This window comes from Candidatus Poribacteria bacterium, assembly GCA_021295755.1.
Classification (GTDB): domain Bacteria; phylum Poribacteria; class WGA-4E; order WGA-4E; family PCPOR2b; genus PCPOR2b.
Map to the genome: position 1 here is coordinate 4,414 of JAGWBT010000028.1, position 20,499 is coordinate 24,912.

At 48.5% G+C, this 20,499-nt stretch carries 19 protein-coding genes; 1 reads left to right on the forward strand and 18 read right to left on the reverse strand.

Annotation, left to right across the window (positions count from 1 at the left end; genetic code table 11):
* The 16 genes from J4G02_05505 to rpsF all read right to left on the reverse strand — a co-directional run.
* Window positions 1-2,542, reverse strand: a 2,542-nt coding sequence (locus tag J4G02_05505) for a DUF3857 domain-containing protein (GenBank protein ID MCE2394034.1), incomplete at its 3' end; no start/stop codon positions are given.
* A gap of 79 nt (window positions 2,543-2,621) precedes the next feature.
* The gene (dprA, locus tag J4G02_05510; GenBank protein MCE2394035.1) at window positions 2,622-3,797 is read right to left on the reverse strand and encodes a DNA-processing protein DprA; all 1,176 of its coding nucleotides are present in this window, start codon (window positions 3,795-3,797) and stop codon (window positions 2,622-2,624) included.
* 12 nt (window positions 3,798-3,809) lie between these two features.
* The gene (locus tag J4G02_05515; protein ID MCE2394036.1) at window positions 3,810-4,409 is read right to left on the reverse strand and encodes a hypothetical protein; all 600 of its coding nucleotides are present in this window, start codon (window positions 4,407-4,409) and stop codon (window positions 3,810-3,812) included.
* A gap of 84 nt (window positions 4,410-4,493) precedes the next feature.
* Window positions 4,494-5,108, reverse strand: a complete 615-nt coding sequence (locus J4G02_05520; GenBank protein ID MCE2394037.1) for a hypothetical protein — start codon at window positions 5,106-5,108, stop codon at window positions 4,494-4,496.
* Between the two features lie 123 nt (window positions 5,109-5,231).
* Window positions 5,232-6,683 (reverse strand): cysteine--tRNA ligase, encoded by a 1,452-nt coding sequence (gene cysS / locus J4G02_05525; GenBank protein ID MCE2394038.1) that lies wholly within the window; start codon window positions 6,681-6,683, stop codon window positions 5,232-5,234.
* A 61-nt stretch (window positions 6,684-6,744) separates the two neighbouring features.
* A complete protein-coding gene (locus J4G02_05530; protein ID MCE2394039.1) occupies window positions 6,745-7,218 on the reverse strand; it encodes a 2-C-methyl-D-erythritol 2,4-cyclodiphosphate synthase in 474 nt (157 codons plus the stop codon).
* Between the two features lie 41 nt (window positions 7,219-7,259).
* Entirely contained in the window at window positions 7,260-8,924 is a 1,665-nt protein-coding gene (ispD, locus tag J4G02_05535) for a 2-C-methyl-D-erythritol 4-phosphate cytidylyltransferase (protein ID MCE2394040.1), read from the reverse strand.
* Between the two features lie 83 nt (window positions 8,925-9,007).
* Entirely contained in the window at window positions 9,008-10,366 is a 1,359-nt protein-coding gene (gene radA / locus J4G02_05540) for a DNA repair protein RadA (GenBank protein ID MCE2394041.1), read from the reverse strand.
* Between the two features lie 31 nt (window positions 10,367-10,397).
* Complete coding sequence (locus J4G02_05545) at window positions 10,398-11,963, reverse strand: MCE family protein (protein ID MCE2394042.1); 1,566 nt, start codon at window positions 11,961-11,963, stop codon at window positions 10,398-10,400.
* A 21-nt stretch (window positions 11,964-11,984) separates the two neighbouring features.
* Window positions 11,985-12,722: an ABC transporter ATP-binding protein gene (locus J4G02_05550; GenBank protein ID MCE2394043.1), complete on the reverse strand. Its 738-nt coding sequence runs from the start codon at window positions 12,720-12,722 to the stop codon at window positions 11,985-11,987.
* Window positions 12,723-12,822: 100 nt separating this feature from the next.
* Window positions 12,823-13,671 (reverse strand): ABC transporter permease, encoded by an 849-nt coding sequence (locus J4G02_05555; GenBank protein ID MCE2394044.1) that lies wholly within the window; start codon window positions 13,669-13,671, stop codon window positions 12,823-12,825.
* Between the two features lie 75 nt (window positions 13,672-13,746).
* A complete protein-coding gene (dnaB, locus tag J4G02_05560) occupies window positions 13,747-15,078 on the reverse strand; it encodes a replicative DNA helicase (GenBank protein MCE2394045.1) in 1,332 nt (443 codons plus the stop codon).
* A gap of 38 nt (window positions 15,079-15,116) precedes the next feature.
* Complete coding sequence (rplI, locus tag J4G02_05565) at window positions 15,117-15,569, reverse strand: 50S ribosomal protein L9 (GenBank protein MCE2394046.1); 453 nt, start codon at window positions 15,567-15,569, stop codon at window positions 15,117-15,119.
* Window positions 15,570-15,927: 358 nt separating this feature from the next.
* The gene (gene rpsR / locus J4G02_05570) at window positions 15,928-16,290 is read right to left on the reverse strand and encodes a 30S ribosomal protein S18 (GenBank protein MCE2394047.1); all 363 of its coding nucleotides are present in this window, start codon (window positions 16,288-16,290) and stop codon (window positions 15,928-15,930) included.
* Between the two features lie 35 nt (window positions 16,291-16,325).
* Window positions 16,326-16,775 (reverse strand): single-stranded DNA-binding protein, encoded by a 450-nt coding sequence (gene ssb, locus J4G02_05575; GenBank protein MCE2394048.1) that lies wholly within the window; start codon window positions 16,773-16,775, stop codon window positions 16,326-16,328.
* Between the two features lie 58 nt (window positions 16,776-16,833).
* Window positions 16,834-17,247: a 30S ribosomal protein S6 gene (rpsF, locus tag J4G02_05580; protein MCE2394049.1), complete on the reverse strand. Its 414-nt coding sequence runs from the start codon at window positions 17,245-17,247 to the stop codon at window positions 16,834-16,836.
* A gap of 307 nt (window positions 17,248-17,554) precedes the next feature.
* Between rpsF and J4G02_05585 the strand changes: the two genes are divergently transcribed.
* Entirely contained in the window at window positions 17,555-18,625 is a 1,071-nt protein-coding gene (locus J4G02_05585; protein MCE2394050.1) for a hypothetical protein, read from the forward strand.
* A 25-nt stretch (window positions 18,626-18,650) separates the two neighbouring features.
* Here the strand turns inward: J4G02_05585 and J4G02_05590 are convergent, their stop codons facing one another.
* Together J4G02_05590 and J4G02_05595 are read right to left on the reverse strand one after the other, a co-directional pair.
* Complete coding sequence (locus J4G02_05590) at window positions 18,651-19,907, reverse strand: 4-hydroxy-3-methylbut-2-enyl diphosphate reductase (protein MCE2394051.1); 1,257 nt, start codon at window positions 19,905-19,907, stop codon at window positions 18,651-18,653.
* Window positions 19,908-19,929: 22 nt separating this feature from the next.
* A complete protein-coding gene (locus tag J4G02_05595; GenBank protein MCE2394052.1) occupies window positions 19,930-20,499 on the reverse strand; it encodes a tetratricopeptide repeat protein in 570 nt (189 codons plus the stop codon).

The following is a 20,499-nucleotide window of genomic DNA, read 5'->3' on the forward strand; positions in this document are numbered from 1 at the left end:
CCCTAGCAAAGCGATTTTCCAGACGAACATCTTGCGGAAAGGTCGCCGTCCATCCCTCCGGCAGCATAATCTGGATTGTTTTCTTCATCTGCATCGGGTAACTCAAATCCAGTAGGTGTTGACGTTCAGCCGCTGCAAAAATCTCCGCATAGTCTGAAAACTCATCGCTCGGCAACGGAAACACCAAGCGGTTATCAATTGGCTCAGCGTAATTCTCGGCGGTAAAAGCAATGTTGAGCTGCACGGGTACGTTGAGATCCGCCAAATCGGAAATTTGCACCGAATCAACTCGGACGCCGGGAAATTGTTTGCTAAGTCCAACAGCGAGGGTATCCTTCCACGCACTTGGCGGCACCTGCTTGTACTCTAACCGCGCCTCGATATTGTATTGCCCAAGGGTATCAACCCGCATGGTCCCCTGAACCGTCCCATCCTCTGTCAACACGATTTCCGTGTCAACGATTAACTGATTGGATTCTGGTGTAGAGATGGGAATATCAACAAACTCACCCCGCTCGTTTCGGAGGATAAACCCTGTGCGCCCCCTATTCCGTACAGGAAGATCGCCGTAGCTGCAGGTGTCGGCGGTTGGATCGAGCCAAATATAGTAGCCGTCACCACGTGGAATCGCAGCAATCAAGTGGCTAAACTGTCCGAGCGAGGGGATTTCAAGATTGATGCGTTGATACGGCGCGGGGTTCAGCATCACCGGAAACGCCTCAACACCAACCAGATCAAGCATCGAAATCATCAAGGTAGTTTTGTCCTTGCAATCGCCGTATCGGACCCTGAGGACCTGATCGGCGGGTGTGGGCTGATATGCACCTTGCCCCAGTTCAATCCCGACGTAGCGAATCTGCGATGCCACAAAGTGGTATATCGCCCGAATTTTGTCGTCCTCCGTGAGAAGATCTGCGGTGAGTTCCTCGACGGTTTCCTCAATCGCTTGATCAACGGTGTATCGGTCCTTTGCGGTTTCCCTGTACCAATTGTAAACGGCATCCCAAGATTCCACAGACGAATAACTCAAGCGTGGCACAATATCGTTGGTCGCCGGCATATTGTACTCCGTCTTGAGCGCGGGTGTTTCGCCGTGGGTCCAGAGATATGTGCTAGTCTCCTCTTCGTGTAATATCTGGGGATTAAGCTGGCAATGGATCGTCTTCCACTTGAAGTCCGTCTCTTTGGGCACACGTAAAGCATATGCGGATTGCAGGGTCGGATCTGTGGATTGAAAACTGTAGCCACCCCAAAACCACGAGGTGCTCCCAACCGACTCCGCTCCTGCGTCTTCAAGCGTAACCTGATACTCAATACACACCCCCGGTTTTAGGGCAGGCATTGAGATAACTCGCCACATCGAATCGGAATATAGGTTGTAGGCGAGCAGCCCCGGCGGTGTCACATCATTGAACGCTTCCTCCGGCGGCTCAATAACGGAACCATCAGGGGTGATAGTCCGCGCGATGTTGACAGTGATATATTGTGCCTTGGGTGTGTGCGGGATAGCGATGTCATCATAGTTCTGCACCCCTCTTTCCGTCAGAATCTTGACCACCTGATGGGTAGTGTAACGGGATTTTCCCGATGGGGTGACTTCGTGACTAAACTGGTTGAGTAGGATGATCGCGTCAGCATCAGGATAATCTGCCGCATCAGGGGCCGCAGCGATCACCGCTTCAATGTCAACGTCAATTAGATCCACAGGCGCAACTTCAATAGATACTGAGACAGATCGGTCTAACTGTGCAAGTGCTTGGAGGCGTGTCGGAGCCAGCAGATTTTGTGGATCGATCTCCAAAATTTTATGGTACTGGAGCTGCGCTTCGTAGTAACGTCCATGCGCTTCGTAGAGAGAAGCAAGGTTTTGGCGGGACCAGATATCCTTTGGGAAAAGCCGAATTGACTCCCTAAATTCGGCGATGGCTTCGCCGATGTCCCCTTTTTCCAAGTAAATCAAGGCGAGATAGTTACGCAGATTCTTGCTGTCAGGTCGTGCAGATTTTGGATCAACTTCCACCGCCTTTCGTAAAACCCGTTCGGCATCGTCGACCCTGCCCAGTTGCTTGTAAGCCAAACCGAGATGGTTAAGTGCGTACAGGTTATGCGGCTCAACCTTCAGAGTATTCTCGTAAACCTGCGCTGCAGCTTCATAGTTGTTCAGTTGCTCATAGATGTAGCCCAAAGAATTGCGCGCATCCATATTCTTGGGATCAAGCGTTACTGTGGCGGCGAAGGCGTCCCTCGCTTTTTCGTATGCCCCGTGTTGGAAGTACAGCTTGGCAATTTGGAATTGGATCTGACTAGTCTTCGGTTTAATCGTCAGTGCGGCTTGGTAGGCTTCGAGGGCACCCGTCAAGTCCCCATCTTGGAGTGCCAGATTTCCCGCCTCGACCTGTTTGCGCCATGCCTTATTTCGTTCGATCAGCGGATCGACAATCACCTTTTCGCCGGGTTGATTTCGACTGAAGATTGAGCAACCGCTCAACAATAACAGGATCGCAATCAGAGAAACACTTGTCTCGAAATGTCGGATTGCCACGATTATTCTCCTTACGTTTCACGTAGCGGTATCATACCCTTCTTCATGGGTATGATACCGCTTTCTTGTGCTCATAAATCTACTTCTTCATAAACTGTTTCCCCGGCAGCTGCTGAACAATCCCTTTCAACTCAAGCATGACCAGGAGTGAGGAAACTTTTCCGATCGGCAGCTGCGTCACCCGCGTAATCTCATCAATATGGACGCTATCAGCCCCCATCGCTGATAGCACAGTCTGTTCATCGGGGGTTAGATTGAGGTTTGTCTTTGGCTGAGAGGTGGGGGTCGATCTTTTTTCGACCGATTGAGGGCGGGCAATTTTGTCGGGTTGTTTTGCGGAAGGTGGTTCGAGCGATTTTCCACCTAAGATCTGCGTGTAGTTTTGGGGTAGGGCATCAAGCAGGTCATCAACGCTATTAATCAACGTCGCACCTTGATTGATGAGGGAATGGGTGCCTCGTGACACCCCGGAAAAGATCTGCCCCGGCACGGCAAACACCTCACGTCCCTGTTCGGCGGCGTGACGTGCTGTAATGAGCGAACCGCTCCGCTCAGACGCCTCAACAACAAGCGTGCCTAACGTTAAACCACTAATCACACGATTGCGGCGGGGAAAGTTTTTTCCACGGGGCGGCATCGTCATTGGAAACTCGGAAACCAATGCACCGGACTCGATGATTTCCGCTGCAAGTGCCCGATTCGTTTCCGGATAGATAATACTCAAACCACATCCGAACACAGCGACCGTGCGCCCACTCGCTTCAAGGGCACCACGATGCACACAGGTATCAATGCCGCGGGCGAATCCGCTCACGATAGTTATACCGCGTTCTGCGAGTTGATAGCTTAACTGCTGGCTGGTCGTTTTGCCGTATTTGGTCGGGCTGCGCGATCCAACGATTGCGATGCTCGGTGTGTCCTGTAAGGGAAAGTCACCGGTGATATAAAGCAATACGGGTGGGTCATCAATCTGCTTGAGGAGCGGTGGGTAGGTGTCGTCGTTGATAGTGACGATGTGGCATTGATGCTGATCGATCAGTTCAAGTTCCTGCGCGAGAGGAGCGCGCGATCTACCATCAATTAGCTGTTGCCGAACATCGGGAGTCAACCCATCGATCTGGGCTAACTCCGCGGATGTCGCAGCAAGCGATTTCTCCGCGGATCCAAAAGCCGCTAACAGGCGTCGGATGGTATGATTTCCGATACCCGGAATCAGGTTGAGATGAATAAGACTTTTCGTATCAGCGGATAGCATAATCGGCGAATTTTACTGTTCCGTTGCCGGCTGTGCTGCCGGTTCTTCAGGCGGCAGGGCATAGTACACTTGAATATCGCGGATCGGCTTAAAAATGTCAACCTCTGCGCCGCCTTCGCCTCTCGTTCTACGCTTCTGCCCTCCTACACGCCGGGATTCCCATTTTTTAGGGACCTTCAGACGCAACTTTTGGGTGTGAATTGGCTCCGGTAACTTTAACTTGAACTGGTCCTGATAGTGATTCTTGACACTTCTAATCGTCTTCCATTCCCCGGATTCATCCACAACTTGGACCTCAAAGAATTCAAGTTTACCTTTATCTGCTACCACAACGATACGCTGAACGGGCTGTGGTTTTGCCCATGTAAGCGTTGCCTGCGTAAAGTTCTCTTCTTCTTCTTGGTCTGCCTTGGTGAGCATCGTCTGTTTCTCAATAATGAGCCTTGAAGTTTCCCCAACTGAGAATGTATTATCATCATTCAGCTTTGGATCCTGACACTCCGCAAATGGAGCGATGTTTTGACTCCACTGTATCGGAGGTCCGCTCGGACCCAAACATCCCAGTGTGGAAACTAACCCTAGTATTAGAAAAGTTACTCCTATAAAACGCATATCTTGCCTCCTTAATTTTTAGTTTAGTAAAACGCAGAACATGCGGCGTGATAATCTGTCCATCACACCTCACTCCTATTAATCCTATTTCAACAACTGATCAAGCTCTGCTTCGCTTTGACCCTTCGGGTCTTCTGCATCCCCTGCACCTGCAACTTTCGCTGACTGATAACCGTATAACTCAATTTCGTAAATCTTGGCTGGTGCGCGGCGATTTCCGCTCGCCCAAAAGTTCCGTCTCCGTTGACCCCGACGCAGTGAGGCGTCGTCGGTTGTGCCGAGCACACGAACACGGATTTTGTCAGTGGGAAACGGTGCATTCACGGATAAATCAATGGGGTTCGACGTGACATTGTTAACCTCTTTGATGACCTCCCAATCCTCGCTCCCTTTATCCGCATATACGGTGAATTTCTTCAAATTGTCCGAATGAATGACAACTCGGCGAATCACCTTTCTTTCGGGGAGCATGACGATTGCCTGCGAGGTCGGGGCGGGACCGAAACCGTCCTGCGATCCTTCACGAAATGCTGATTCCCCGAACGTCCTGATGTTGCCGTCAATCATCCTTGCGTTCGTTGCCCTTACCCCCTCTATCGAAGCGTAATTGCTGCTCCACTCCTGTTTCGCTACAAGTGCACAACCAAACAATGATAAAAGATAAAGACAGACAGATAATAGTCCCAAATAACGATCCATCGTTATACCCCCGAAAAAACAGTGCGTAATACGTAATGCGTTAGGTGCTCATCCGATAAATCGGAACTCGTTTTTTCTCACTTTCTCACTCTCACACCTGCTCACTTTCAGCTTTTGCCGCTTCTACCCTTTGATAATCTTCCAAGTTGTTCCCGCCCGACTATCCTGCAGCTCAACGTTGAGTTGCTCTAACTGATCGCGGATTTTATCCGCTGTTTCCCAATCCTTGCGTTGTCTCGCATCCTGACGCACCTCCAGAATAAGATCCATCAGTTGCTCTGTCAAGGCTGCATGGGCATCGTTAGGGACTTCCTCCTCCGCGTATATGCCAAGCACACTACAAACCTCAACCAAACTTTTGTACGCTTGACCTAGGACGCTGCTTTTCCCATCCGAAGATGAGTCTTCGGTCGATGCGAGAAATTGATTTACTTCGCCGGCGAGCTTAAAAATCGCCCCCAACGCCCCGGCGGTATTAAAATCGTCGTCCATTGCCCACTCAAAGCCTTGACGCATCGTATTGATAGATTGGAATAAGGCGGCTTCAGCGTCGTTCAACGCCTCAGAGGCGTCGCCGTTTACATCTCGATACGGTTTGAGGGCATCAAGACAGTTATTCAACCGTCGAACAGCACTGCTCGATTCACTCAAGCTAGTTGGGTTATAATCTAACGGGTGACGATACTGTGCGGAAATTAGAAAATGGCGGATCGCTTCAGGAGCATATTTCTGCAAGGCATCGTGGACGAAGATGAAATTGCTTTCTGATTTGCCCATCCGTCGTCCATCAATCTGCAAGAATGCGACGTGCATCCAATATCGGACAAAGGGTTTTTCCGTCGCCACCTCGCTCTGGGCGATCTCGTTTTCATGGTGGGGGAATATGAGATCATGCCCACCGGTGTGAATATCAATCGTTTCGCCGAGATGTTTCATCGCCATGGCAGAACACTCAATATGCCACCCGGGTCTGCCCTTCCCCCAAGGGCTATCCCACCACGGTTCCTCTGCTTTCGACTTTTTCCAAAGATCGAAATCCCGTGGATCTTCCTTCCGTTCATCAACCTCAACGCGAGCACCGGCAAGCAGATCCTCCGGCTTACGATGAGAGAGTTTGCCATATTCCGCAAAGTGGTTGACGCGGTAATATACGTCTCCATCAATTTCGTAAGCTGCCTGCTTGTCAATTAACGTCTGAATCAGGGAAACTATCTCCGAAATATGCTCAGTCGCCTTGGGATGGACATCAGCGGCACGGATCCCTAGGTTGCTTGAGTCCTCAAAATAGGCATCCACATATTTCTGAGCAAGTTCAGAAGTTTCAATCCCTTGCTCATTGGCACGATTGATGATTTTATCGTCAATATCCGTCAGATTTTGAGCCATCGTGACGGTGTAACCCTTATATTCGAGATACCGACGAATGATATCAGAAATTAGAAACGTGCGCGCGTTACCGATATGAAAATAATCGTAGACCGTGGGCCCACAACTGTACATCAAAACTTTTCCCTCATATAACGGCACAAACTCTTCCAACTGCCTTGTGAGGGAATTGTAAATCTTTAATGCCATCAGTTTTCTTTCTAATTTAGATCCCAATCCAATCGGGGGCCGAGGTGTTATCCACTAACACCTACCTTAATTCACTGAGACAAACAACAGCTTCAGCGGCAGCCGCCTTGCCTTCGCCAATGAAGCCAAGTCCTTCCGATGTTGTCGCTTTGACATTCACCCGATTGCTTGGAATACCTAGCGTCTCGGCAAGGCGTTGGCGCATGGAAGGGATATAAGGCGCCAGTTTGGGGCGTTGCATAATCACCGTGCTGTCCACGTTCTGAATTGCGTAATCTGCAGAAATTAACGCCTTCACCTTACCCAGCAGGATTAGGCTATCAATTCCGGCATACGCTGCATCCGTATCAGGAAAATGTTGACCAATGTCACCCAGACCTGCTGCCCCTAGCAGTGCATCGCAGATGGCATGGGTCAGTACATCTGCATCGGAGTGTCCAATCAAACCTAAATCGTATGGGATCGTTACCCCACCGAGTATTAATTTACGATTTACCCCTAATCGGTGAACATCGTAACCAATTCCTACACGCATGGTAGTTTATAGACCTGTAGATGTCTATTATTCCTGATTTTTTATCCTTTATTCATCAACGCTTCAGCAACAATCAGATCTTCCGGCGTCGTGATCTTCAGATTGTCATAGCTTCCCATGACACACTTCACTTTGAAACCCAGTTGCTCAACCAGCGCTGCGTCATCGGTCAACTGGATCTGATCTCGCTGGGCATGTCGGTGGGCTTCGATCAACAAATCCTTCCGAAACACCTGCGGTGTCTGTACCGCCCAAAGTTGGTTCCGATCCGGTGTATCGACGACAAATCCGTCCCTATCCGTGATTTTGATGGTATCCTTGACAGGGACTCCGGCGACTGCTGCTCCGGAATCTGCTGCCGCTTCGAGACAGGTAAAAATCATGTCATCGGTCACAAAAGGGCGGACCCCATCATGAACGACGACGAAATCCGTATCCTCCGGGAGCGCCTTCAACCCGTTAAAGACAGAATCTTGCCGTGTTTCGCCACCGGGGATAAGCCGAGCAATCTTTTGGAAGTCGTACGGCTCGATTACCGCAGATCGGCAGGCGTCGAAATCCATTTCACCCACAATCACAAAGATCGCGTCGACAACAGGGCTCTGATCAAATACGCCGATCGTATGCGCAAGGATCGGCTTGTCAAGAAGCTCTAAGTACGGCTTCTTAGTACGATGACGACCCATCCGGTTTCCGCGGCCAGCTGCGGGAATAAGAACGCACGTCCTCTGGTTCATCAGTGTCCATTTCATCAGTCTTCGTACGCGTAACAATGTTTGGGTGACAATCGCATCGATTGTCTGTCCAACATATTGCCTACCATACTCAACAATGACCATTGTCCCGTCATCAAGATAGCCAACACCTTGGTTCGGTTCTTTACCTTCGCGAAGAACACGTACCTGAATAACCTCACCGGCAACGACGACCGGACGAACGGAATTCGCAAGCTCGTTGATGTTGAGCACAGTCACACCCTGAAGTTCAGCGACCTTATTCAAGTTAAAATCATTGGTAATGATTTTCGCACCAATCTCTTGAGCGAGATGGATTAACTTGGCGTCCACTTCTGGAACTTCGGGAAAATCTTCCTCTGTTACCTCAACATCGATGTCAGGATTGTTTTGCATCAAACGTAAAATCTCGAAGCCACGTCGTCCTTTGTTGCGACGAAGTAGATCGGAAGAATCCGCGATGTGTTGTAATTCATTTAAGACAAATCGGGGAATTACAAACACGCCATCAATAAATCCTGTTTGGCAAATATCCAAAATCCGTCCATCAATAATCACACTCGTATCCAAGACCTTAATTGTTGGAGACTTGGATTGTATACCGTGTGTTGTGAGGGAAAATAGCGCAAACGCATCTCGCCTGCGATAGACAATCATTGTCCCTGCATAAGCGCATGAAAGCACAATGCCCCCTGTCAGTGCTAGGCTAATTGCGCCGGTTGTTGCTCGAATAATATAAATGATAAGACCGGCCACAATCAAACCGAATGTCAGTCCAGCGAAGCAGGCGAAAAAATCCCGTAGTAGCGGGCGCGGAATTGAGAATTCAATTCCTACCAGAATGATAGTAGCAAGAAAACCGATAGCGCCTCCTGTGATATCACCGGTAGCACCTCCTGTGGCATCACCGATGATAAATCCCAACGCTGCACCAAACAATGTAAAAGCAATGCGGATAATCCAAATTTGCACCCGAGCCACCCCCTTTCTTGTAATAGTACACTTAGTACGTGGATAACTCAAAAATTACATTGATGCTTCGCATCACCCCTTTCCTATAGTAGTGCACTTAGTGCACCGTAGAGATCTTTGACACCAACCAAGTCAATATCTTCCTTCAACTCTAAGCCTTTACGATTGGATTCGGGGAAAACTGCACGATTAAAACCTAACTTTGCAGCCTCCAGTAGCCGTTTCTCAATATGCGCAACGGCACGAACTTCCCCACCCAGACCGACTTCGCCAATAACAACAGTTCGCGAATCAATTGCTATATCTCGGTGACTCGATGTTATCGCAATGGCAGCACCTAAGTCAATACCCGGTTCTTCAACGCGCATCCCGCCTGTAATATTGACAAATACATCCGAATCACCGATGTCAAGCCCGATTCGTTTCTGTAGGACCGCTATCAACAGTGCAATGCGTTGGCGATCCACCCCCGCTGCTGTGTTGCGGGGAAAACCAAAGTTTGCGGGAGAAACCAACGCTTGGAGTTCTAGCAGGAGCGGGCGGGTGCCTTCAATACTCGACACCACTACCGATCCGGAGGTATTCTCCTGTCGCTCACTGATAAACATCTCTGATGGATTCTTGACCTCGACAAGACCGCGACTTAACATCTCGAAGATCCCGATTTCGTTGGTCGAACCAAATCGGTTCTTCACAGAACGCAGAATACGGTAGATATGCTGCTTCTCACCCTCAAAGTAGAGGACCGTATCAACCATGTGTTCTAAAACACGGGGACCTGCCAGCGAACCCTCTTTGGTTACGTGTCCAACGAGGATGATTGGGATATTTTTACTTTTAGCGATAACCAATAATTGTGCTGCGCTCTCACGAACCTGTGCGACGCTACCCGGAGCAGATTGTAACCCGGGGAGGTAGACCGCTTGGATCGAATCAATAACAACCATACGGGGATCGACCTGTGTGATTTGTGATTCTATCTGCTCCAGGTTATTTTCGCACAGAACGTACAACGAATCAGAGGTGATGCCGAGCCGGTTTGCCCGCAACTTTGTTTGGGCAACTGACTCCTCGCCCGACACATACAGCACTCCCCCATAAGTGCGGCTCAACGCATCGCTCACTTGCAACAGTATTGTCGATTTACCAATTCCCGGATCGCCACCGATCAACACCACAGACCCCGGCACAATCCCACCGCCAAGGACTCGGTCAAATTCACCAATCCCCGTGAGTTGCCGGTCTGATTCGCTCGCACTAATCCGCGTAATAGGCGCAGGATCGCTCGCAGGCTGCGCTGCGAGTCGGGGATGTACAGATGCCGCTTCCTCTATCTCCTCTACGAAAGTGTTCCAGTTATCACACCCCGGACAGCGCCCAAGCCATCTGATAGAGGAGTGACCACATTCCTGACAAACAAACTGTCGACTCTCTTTTGCCATTTTAGGTATTCGTCCCAGTGTCTAAGCCAGTTTACCAGTTTTTCGACAAGAACCGAAGTCCCGCTGTATAGCGAATATTACCCGATGTCAAATCCTCTGCGCCGATAATAATCTGTCCATTCCGAAAAAACCGCCACGCCACTTCCGCGCCGAGTTCTGGATTTTTGCTAGTCAGATGTGTGCCCTCTAAGCTAATGCCAAGTCTTCGGGCGAGCAGCCACACATCGAATCCCACACCAACCTTGGAGCGCATGAACCCAACGCGACCTCGCAGATGGTCGGTGAAGTCATAACCGTACTGGAAGTCTACCTTTATCTCCTCTGCACGCGTTCCTAAACCGAGACGGTATCGCTGCTTATTCCGGGGAAATAACAAAACACCTAACTCGTTGTGCAGACTCTCCTCAAGGCTTAAATATCTGAGTTCGTAATCCCAGCCAAATTCAGGTATCTTGATTTGCTCCGAGCCCTGATCCAACGTCCGAGATAAATCTTGAAATGCGAGCATTGTCTCGTCTACCGTTTTCATCGTTTTCCGCATTTCATTGAGCGCATCCGGTTCATTCAACAACTGAGCGATGCTGCCCTCCCCACCCTGCACGGTATAAAGCAGTTGGTTCACATTATCGCGCAGCCCATCCAACCCTTGGGTCGAACTGGTAAGGCTTTCGAGCAGTTGGTCGACTTTAGGTGTTTCAGTGGCAATGACCTCCTTGCTCTGTGCAATCAGATCCGAAAGTTCGGAAGTCAATTCAGCGAGATTTTGATCTAATTGCTGAGACAACTGGTGAAAATTTGTAGCACTTGCCTGCAAGTCAGCGATTACCTGTTCTACAGGGGACGTATTACGATTTACCAAATCAAGCACCGCTCGATTAATGTCGCCGATCTGACTACTGATTAGTAAAGTATCACTTTCTAATCTATCCATCAGACGATTAAACCGTTTATAGGTCTGCGCCAAGCGAAAATCGTTTTCCTGTGCGATACGGTTCAGATTTTGTACAGCGTCCTGCGTAGCACCTACTACCTCCGTTAAAGCGCGGCTAGTTTGCTCAATGAGCGCCCCCATTTCCACAACACTTGCGCTAAGGTTCTCCTGATTCGCTTCCATAAACTGGTTCACGGATTCAAGAAATTGTGTGCCTTGTCTAACAATATAGTCCCCTCGTGTAGCGAGTTCCGAAAGGTCAAGCGGATCTGTGCCTATCAGCGGAAGATCCACTGTTTTCAAGTTTGGATTCCCAACGGGACCATTCGTCAAATGAATATACGCTTCGCCGACAAAGCCGATGACTCCCACTTTTACCTGACACCCTTGGCGCAGCCGTTGAAAGGCGTCCTTGACCCGCATCTGAACTTCAACACGGGTTCCGTCTTGATTCAGTTCAACACCCGTGACTTTGCCGACCTGTACACCGGCAAGCTGAACCTTCGCACCAACGCGGAGATCACCAGCATTATTAAAGCTGACACGTACCAGTTCGCCACTCACACTCCAAGGGGAGTTAGCGGCATTCACTATCAAAATCACAAGGAGAACAACACCAATAATGACAACAAGTCCCACCTTGAGCTGCACACTCCACGCCCCCATTAATCACCTCACCTGCAATCGTTAATTTTGATGATGGTTTTCATGAGCAATAAATTGCTGTAAAACCGGGTTATCAATCTTCCAAATTTCATCCGGGGTTCCGTGAGCAATAACTTGACCTTGGTGTATCATTGCCATCCTTGTGCCGACTGAAAAGGCACTCGCCATATCGTGCGTAACAACAACAGAAGTCACTTGGAGCTTCTGATGCAGATCGCGTATGAGTCGGTTGATTTCTAAGGCTGTAATCGGATCTAACCCTGTCGTCGGCTCATCGTATAGTATCACTTCTGGATTGCACGCAATAGCACGGGCGAGTCCGACCCGCTTGCGCATACCCCCACTGAGTTCTGCTGGTCTCAGGTCCTGAGTGCTGTCGAGTTGGACTAAATGCAGCTTTTCGGCAACAATTTCGTCAATTTCACGTTTACTGAGTTTCATGTGCTGGGAAACCATAAACCCAACATTTTCCGCAACAGTCATCGAGTCAAAAAGGGCTGCCGATTGGAAAAGCATGCCGAGCTTTCGACGGGTCCGGTTCAATGCTTTTCGTGTGAACTGGGTGATATCTTCGCCATCAATCCAGATTTGTCCTTGATCCGGTTTCATTAGCCCGGTAATCATTTTGAGCAGAACACTTTTCCCACAGCCACTCTGTCCCATAACGACCAATGTCTCGCCACGTGGGATATAAAGTTCAAGGCCGGTGAGAACCTCTTTGTTTTCAAAGTTTTTCCAAAGATCTTCAATCCAAATCATTTCACTTACCGTAGAGTCACGACACAGACCGTAGAGTCACGACACAGTTAGGGACCAAGTGTAATATTGATAGACCTCGCCCCTTATTGCGTTCCGCCGGTTATTGCAACCCCCAAACCGTATAAAGGAAATGGTTCAAAAATGCATCCAGAGCCAAGATAGAAACTAACGACGTTACCGCTGATCCTGTTGTCGATTTGCCAACCCCTTCGGCACCGCCCGCTGAAGAAATTGTAAAACCTTTGTAGCAACCTATCGAAGCAATTGCCATCCCAAACGCTGATGCTTTAACAAGACTGATAACAATACTGTTAATAAACAAATTTGCTTGGGCTAGTTTAAGGAAAAAGAGACCATTCATATCAAACAGGATAATGGCTGCGAGATAGCCACCGGCAATGCCAAAAACAATCGCAAAAAGGGTCAGGATCGGCAGCATGATTGCACAAGCAAGAAAACGGGGAACAACGAGGTATTTGACCGGATTAGTTGCCATAACCTCAAGGGCATCTATCTGTTCCGTCACCTTCATGGTCCCCAGTTCCGCCGTAATCGACGCCCCGATTCGTCCGGCAAGTACAAATGCAGTGACCATCGGTCCCAGTTCTTTAACGACAGATACGGTGACAAATTTACCAAGTGTACCCTCTGCCGAAAGCTGGATAAGCTGATGGTAGCCCTGTGTCGCTAAGACCATGCCGGTAAAAAGTCCAGAAATCAGCACCACCGATATCGAGTTGACACCAATCAAATACAACTGATGGACTAGCAGTTTAAGTTGAAGTGGAGGCCTAAAGGCTAACGCCCAAGTCTCCCACACCAGCATGGTCGCACTCCCAAGCCCAGATATCCAGTTCAAGGCTCGGCTGCCTGCAAAATCGATAAAGCGGATTAAGAAGTTGCGGGAATCGTATAGCGTCTGGCGTTGGATAGGAGATTGGTCATTCATAGCGGGACACACGGGATAAAGGTCGCAAAAAACTTAAGGATGCCTACATAAGGGATTTAACGATCCTATCCCTAACTAATAGGACATGTTGGCAAACCGCATCTGTGTTTTATTGAATTCTAATCTGACTGTACCTGTGGGCCCATTACGTTGCTTTTTGATAATCAGATCGGCAGTTCCTTGGTCATCTGCAGCTTCATCGTAATAGTCTTCCCGATACAAGAATGCAACTAGATCAGCGTCCTGCTCAATAGCTCCAGATTCCCGTAAATCGGATAATAGCGGACGTTTATCCGGACGTTTCTCAACCTCACGGCTCAACTGGGAACATGCAATAATCGGTGTATCCAGTTCCCAAGCAAGGGTCTTGAGCGCACGTGAAATATCAGAAATCTCTTCTACCCGTCCGGAATATCGACCCGACCCACTCAGCAGCTGCAAATAATCAACGATAATTACCGCGAGATCGTTGTGTTCGCCTTTCAAACGGCGCCCCTCTGCACGCAGCGTCTGTACGGTCACCCCCCTTGTATCATTAATAAAAATTGGCACGGACATTAGGCTACTGACCGCCTGCGTCAAGCCTGTCCAGTCCTCGCCCGTCAAATTGCCAGTGCGAAGGTGACCAAAGTTAATCTGGGCTTCAGCAGCCAACATCCGCAATAGCACCTGCTGCGTGGGCATTTCAAGGCTGAATATCGCAACTGGCAATTCCTGCTCAATAGCAATATTCTGAGCCATATTCAATACTAACGTACTTTTGCCCATGCTGGGCCGCGCCGCAATAATAATCAAATCACCACGCTGCAGCCCCGAAGTCATTAGATCAAAATCAGTAAAGCCCGTCGGTATACCGACGTATTGGTCCTGTTTATGGAAGAGTTGCTCGATCCCTGCCAAGGTTTCCTTGACAATCGAGCCAACCGATACAAATCCTTGGTCATCCTCCGCTTGACCGAGACGAAAGACTCCTTCTTGGGCTTGATCCAGCACATCCCGGAGTTCCTGATCCTGGTCACGCGCTAGATTGCTGATCTGCTCTCCCGTTTGCACTAACTGCCGGCGTGTCGATTTCTCTCGAACAATCTGTGCATAGAACTCGGTGCTTTCCGTTTCGACAATACGGGCTTGCAGATCATAGAGGTAAAGATCGCCACCCGCTCGATTGAGTTCATTTTTTCTTTCGAGCTCATCCGACACAAGGAGCGGATCCACCTTGTTATGACGCTCATAGACCGCAAGAATCGCCGCACAAATGAGCTGATGATCTGCAGTAAAAAAATCCTCCGAAGTATGACCGAGAATAGCGATCACGCGGGGAATCACTGCGCTATCTACCATCATGGATCCAAGCACAGCTTGCTCTGCTTCCCTGTCGTGAAGGAGTTCCGTAGTTTTGGTATTCATCGTTCAACCCGGAGTTTATGACTAGCGAAGTCTGTTCGTCAAGATGACTCTTCACGAACAACAACAATCTGAATATCTGCGGCAACGTCAGCGTGAAAGCGGATAGGAACTGTGAAAACACCTAGCTCTCTAATCGGTTCGTCTAGTTCAATATTCCGCCGATCTACTTCAATATCCTGGCTCGCCAGTGCTTCCGCGATATCCATTGAGGTAATCGATCCAAAAAGTCGATCGTTTTCCCCAGCGCGTCTTTGGATTGTACAAGTGACTTCTGCGATACGGCTTGCGAGTTCTTCAGCTTTTACTTTCGCTTTTTCACCTTGGGTTGCTAGTAAATGTCGTTCATGCTCAAGCATCCGTCGGTTTTTTTCTGTTGCTCGAACTGCTAGTTGCATGGGGATGAGATAGTTACGGGCATAACCGTTGGCAACTGTTAAAATGTCCCCCTCATCTCCAAGCGTTTCAACTCTTTTTTTGAGAATAACTTCCATAAAATGCCTCTCAATTTTTTTGACTAAGCATATTTACAATTGGTTTATTGGTTCATCACACACCGGTACGATTCCGAGATTTGTCAGGGCACTGACAGGTCAAAAAAAATTTCAACCTTACATCGGGGGGTCATCATTGGCGGGTGTCTCTCTGAACCCCGATGGACCCTAGCTTCAGAGCGTTTGTAGATTTGTACCACGCAGCAGAAGGGGCGTGTAGACAGCTTGCTGACCTGACATATACGCACTGTTTATGAACCGTTTTTTCACTGAAATGGCAACATAACCTCGCCAAATGTCAGGAATTTGTCAGGGCACTAACAGGTCTAAACTCTGAAGTGCGTAAGTTCTGACTAATCTACTGTTGTGTTGTAAAAGGCACTAAGGCAATGTTACGCGCACGTTTGATGGATCGTGTTACTTCCCTTTGATGCTTTGCACAGTTTCCCGAAACCCGTCGTGGCAGAATTTTACCACGATCCGTCATAAAATTTCTGAGTATTTCAATACTCTTATAATCAATGAAATCGACTTTATCCATGCAAAATCGACACCGTTTGCGACGTCCTCTTCGATAGGGCGTCTCACGGTTATCTCTTAAGTTGTCACGGTTATCTCTTGTGTTACCCCGTCTGTCACCCCGTTGTTCCCTTGCCACAATTTTAGTCCTCCAATTTGTAATACAGAAGAAAAGCGGGCATTGACCGCGCCCGCTTTTCATTCCTCATGTTCGTTAATTTTATACAGCGGTTAATCTCAGAAAGGAATGTCGTCGTCAGTCGTCGACGGTCCCTCTTCCCCGGAAAATTCGGGTGATGAAGGCATCGATCCGGGTGACGCTTGGTCGTAAGCACCAACACCGTCATCATCTTGACGACCGCCTACAAATTCAAACCGATCAACCATAACGCTATGTTTACTTCGTCTTTGACCATCATCGGTTTCCCATGATTGGAATCTCAGGCGCCCCTCAACTAATATGGGACGACCTTTCTGAAAGTATTCGTTGATAACTTCAGCAGTTCTTCCAAAAGCATCAAGATCTACAAAACAAACTTCTTCCTTCTTCTCGCCAGACTGACGATCGTTGTAAACACGATTAACAGCGATACCAACTCTTGCCACAGCCGTTCCGCTCGGAAGATACTGCAACTCCGGATCACGGGTAAGGTTTCCCATAAGTATGACCTTGTTGTAGCTTGCCATGATTATTGTCTCCTTATGCTTTGGCTGATGCTATCTTTATCAGCCGTATCAATAAGCATTAAATGTATTTATCCTCGTTTGCATCTTCGTCTTCGCTCTCAACATCTTTAAAAGAACGAGCATCTGTCGAGTCGCTTTCTTCTTCCTGTGCTGCCGACGGATGGCCCGGCGTAGGTGCGGTTAGATCCCCTTCAAATTGCACAACGATATGCTTGATAATCAGTTCCGTAATTCGATAGTGACCATTCAGTTGAGTTACAAACTCAGGGCTACTTTCAAACACGATAAGCACATAATAGCCATCATTGTGCTGCTTCACTGCATAAGCGAGCCTTTTCTTCCCCCATGGATCTACCTTTAGGACCTTACCTCCACCAGATTCGATAGCCGTCTTGACGCCTTCAATAACGCCATCTGCTTGGCTTTCATCTATATCTGGGTTAATAATAAAAATAGTTTCGTATTGACCCACTGCTCTCGTACCTCCCTTTGGACGAATGGCTCCAATCTAAATTTTGACCGATATTTACTCGCAGCGAAAAAATCTCCTGCATCTCCCTCATAATAACAATACCAAAATTCATAATCAGTCAATGATGGAGCAGAGATTGGTTAAATTATACCATAATTCGCTTGCTTTATCAACCGTTTTTCGCTGAACGTAGAAATATGTATCAAGAGCAGATTCTTATGGACAACATCGGGTGCGTTGACTATAATTTGTGTGGATGCAATGGTATGGATCCGCATACCATCTTTAGTTGAAAGGAGTAGCCACAATGTTATCCAAAATCTGTTTCCGTTTTGGCACTGGGCTTTTGCTTATTACTGTAATCGGTTGCCAAACCCAAACGCTACAAAGCCCGCTCTTTGAACCGCCCCCAGAACTCAACAATTTTGCTCTCCTCAGCAAGGGGGCAGCCGCTGAAGCCTCACAACACCTCCCCAATCACCTGCCCGAAGAGGTGATTGATGGAGACATCTCTTCGGAAACATGGGATGAAGGCAGCGGTTGGGGGTGTACTCTGGAACATCTACGCACCTCAGATCTAAACAGACGACCGTATGTGCGAATCAATCTGCCCGAACCCGTTGACATCCGGCAAATTGTTATGTACACAATCGATTCCGAACAGTATCCCGCTGCAAAGTACGGGCTCAAGGACTACCGGATTGAATATTGGCACGGAACAGGCTGGGGATTGATTCCAACAGGCGATACGAAAGATAGGCAGTACACAGCAAGGGATAACACCAAAGGGAAACGGGTGCACGACATTCGTGGCAAGCTGTTTGCCCAACACATCCGCCTTGTACCTGTGTCAACTAATGATACGGAACGGGTTTATCAGTATATGTCGCGGGAAAAACCTGTCTATGAAGTAAAAGGACTTGGGCGGGTCATGGAACTAGAAGTGTGGGGATATCCAATAGCAACGGGTCAGACAGCACAGAAGTTGGCTCAGGCACTTGCCCCACAGGCAGAGGTGTCATCGCGTGACGAGGAATTGATAAAGATGGTGTTAAAGCAATATGAAGAGGGATACGACAATGCCAATCTTGAGAAGGTCATGTCTTGCTTCTCAGCAAACTATAATTCCAATGGGCGAACATATAAGGATATCCAAACCAGAGCCGCTGATTTTTTTCAAAAACATCATCAGATCAACATGACACTGACAGAGATTCACATCCACCGGAACGTGATTGATGAAACTGTTGTTGTCAACGGAATCTACCTACTCCAGTATACACCGAGAGACAATGGAAAAGCCGAACGGATTTTTGGTGAACTTTCGTTGGTCTTAGCAGACACAGAGGAAGGGTGGAAAATCATCCGCGCTAACTAGCCAGAGCGGAAACTTTCCTAATTCGTTACGGATCGAAGCCTTCATCGTCCCGGTAGGGCGCAAGAACATCATCGACAGGAAGGGTTTGGGGAAACCACGAGACAACTTTGCACAGCACCTCATCGAGCAAGGCATCGGGACAAGAAGCACCCGCGGTCAGGATAATATCAACGGGTTTGTCATCACGAGGGTTCATCGGCAGCCAGTCGGTCGTTTCGCACATAGTTTTTGCGTGAATGTCCCAGTGCCGGATCGACCGAGGTGATTCGATCTCCCCGGCATCACGGACGAAGTACGTCGGCATTTTACCTTCACACAACTCGACAAGGTGGCTGGTATTGGAGGAATTGTACCCACCCACCACCAAGGCTAAGTCGCCGCGGTCGTCAATGAGAGCGAGTGTGGCATCCTGATTTTCTTTAGTCGCGTAGCAGAGGGTGTCCTTGGTATCGGCAAAATGTTCGTCAATGTGTTCCTCACCGTATCGATCCATCATCGCCTGCCGAAGTAGATTAGCGATTGCCTGTGTTTCGGTTGCTAGCATCGTCGTCTGGTTGACAACACCAATACGCTTCAGGTCACGACCCGGCTCAAAGCCGGGGGAGTAACTATCCGCGAAATATTCAAAGAAAAACGCTCGGTCAGCTTCTCCGCATATCACTTTAGCAAGGTTCTTTGCTTCAGCCAAATCCAGTACAACCACTACGGGCGCTCCCGATTTCGCATGGGAAAATGTCGCTCGCGTCTCCTCGTGGTATCGCCTGCCGTGCACCACGATAGTGTAATTCTGCTTGCCAATCTCCTCACTTTTTTTCCACACCTTTTCTACAAAAGGACAGGTTGTGTTGTAGGCGTAGGGATTAATGCCGCGTTTATTCAGTTCAGATTGTATTTCCAGTGTTGTACCAAAGGCAGGCACAATAACCACATCTGCAGGCGTCAATTCATCGAAAGGGATTAATTGCTTACCCGACGTTTCGCAGAGGAATTGCACCCCCCGCTCACGGAGGTCTGTGTTGACGTGAGGATTGTGGATTATCTCAGACAGCAGAAAGATCCGCTTATCCGGATTTTCGTCCAGTGCCCGGTAGGCAATTTCGATTGCGTTCTCCACACCGTAGCAGAACCCAAAGTGGCGCGCAATCTTGAAACGCACCGGACCAAAGTCCAAGATAGAAGGGGCGAGGTCACGCTTACGAGGGTCGATCCCCCGGCGGGCTTGCTTCACCACAGAAATGATGGGGCTTCGGTAAAAAAGGGGGACGTTAAATTCTCTTGGCATTTCTCACCGTTCCCACGGATGGCTACTTAGGTCGAGACTCCCACTTGCGAGGTACACCTATTTTACCCGGATCTTCAAAAAATTCAGGAGGGAGTTCTATTATCTCTTCAGACCTTATAACGGCAGGTGGAGTCGATCCTATAATAGTATGAGTCCTATCTATTGTCCCTATCGTAGTATCAATAATGTAGCTCCCTTCCAAAGCCATCGCTGTCTCAAGCGATTTGCGTGATAGAATCCCTTCACCTTTGAGGGAATAGACATCAGTGAGCAGGTAATGTGCTTCAACGAAGCCCGGGTTAGCTTGGACTGCCTTTTTGAATTTTACAATCGCTTTATCAAGTTCACCCTGCTCCAAGTAGAGTTTACCTGTCCCAAGATTCCAATATGTTTCTGCAGATGCAGGATCCTGTTTGGAGGCAACTGCTGTTTCATCTTTCTCTATATTATCAACATAGCCTTCCCCGTCGATATAATAGCCTTTCTCATAAAAGTCGATAGTAATCGGCTCTTGATCATTCCTTGTCCGAACATCACAGGCAGACAGAAAACAACAGATCCCAACTAAAAAAGCAATAAACAACGTTTTCAT

Bases quoted from the DNA above. Each gene is read 5' to 3' on its own strand.
- J4G02_05515 (MCE2394036.1), bottom strand. From the start codon at position 4,409: ATGCGTTTTATAGGAGTAACTTTTCTAATACTAGGGTTAGTTTCCACA.
- J4G02_05550 (MCE2394043.1), bottom strand. From the start codon at position 12,722: ATGATTTGGATTGAAGATCTTTGGAAAAACTTTGAAAACAAAGAGGTT.
- J4G02_05595 (MCE2394052.1), bottom strand. From the start codon at position 20,499: ATGAAAACGTTGTTTATTGCTTTTTTAGTTGGGATCTGTTGTTTTCTG.
- ssb (MCE2394048.1), bottom strand. From the start codon at position 16,775: ATGGCAAGCTACAACAAGGTCATACTTATGGGAAACCTTACCCGTGAT.
- rplI (MCE2394046.1), bottom strand. From the start codon at position 15,569: ATGGAAGTTATTCTCAAAAAAAGAGTTGAAACGCTTGGAGATGAGGGG.
- J4G02_05520 (MCE2394037.1), bottom strand. From the start codon at position 5,108: ATGGATCGTTATTTGGGACTATTATCTGTCTGTCTTTATCTTTTATCA.
- radA (MCE2394041.1), bottom strand. From the start codon at position 10,366: ATGGCAAAAGAGAGTCGACAGTTTGTTTGTCAGGAATGTGGTCACTCC.
- J4G02_05545 (MCE2394042.1), bottom strand. From the start codon at position 11,963: ATGGGGGCGTGGAGTGTGCAGCTCAAGGTGGGACTTGTTGTCATTATT.
- dnaB (MCE2394045.1), bottom strand. From the start codon at position 15,078: ATGAATACCAAAACTACGGAACTCCTTCACGACAGGGAAGCAGAGCAA.
- rpsR (MCE2394047.1), bottom strand. From the start codon at position 16,290: ATGAAAAGCGGGCGCGGTCAATGCCCGCTTTTCTTCTGTATTACAAAT.
- J4G02_05555 (MCE2394044.1), bottom strand. From the start codon at position 13,671: ATGAATGACCAATCTCCTATCCAACGCCAGACGCTATACGATTCCCGC.
- J4G02_05585 (MCE2394050.1), top strand. From the start codon at position 17,555: ATGTTATCCAAAATCTGTTTCCGTTTTGGCACTGGGCTTTTGCTTATT.
- J4G02_05530 (MCE2394039.1), bottom strand. From the start codon at position 7,218: ATGCGTGTAGGAATTGGTTACGATGTTCACCGATTAGGGGTAAATCGT.
- dprA (MCE2394035.1), bottom strand. From the start codon at position 3,797: ATGCTATCCGCTGATACGAAAAGTCTTATTCATCTCAACCTGATTCCG.
- J4G02_05590 (MCE2394051.1), bottom strand. From the start codon at position 19,907: ATGCCAAGAGAATTTAACGTCCCCCTTTTTTACCGAAGCCCCATCATT.
- cysS (MCE2394038.1), bottom strand. From the start codon at position 6,683: ATGGCATTAAAGATTTACAATTCCCTCACAAGGCAGTTGGAAGAGTTT.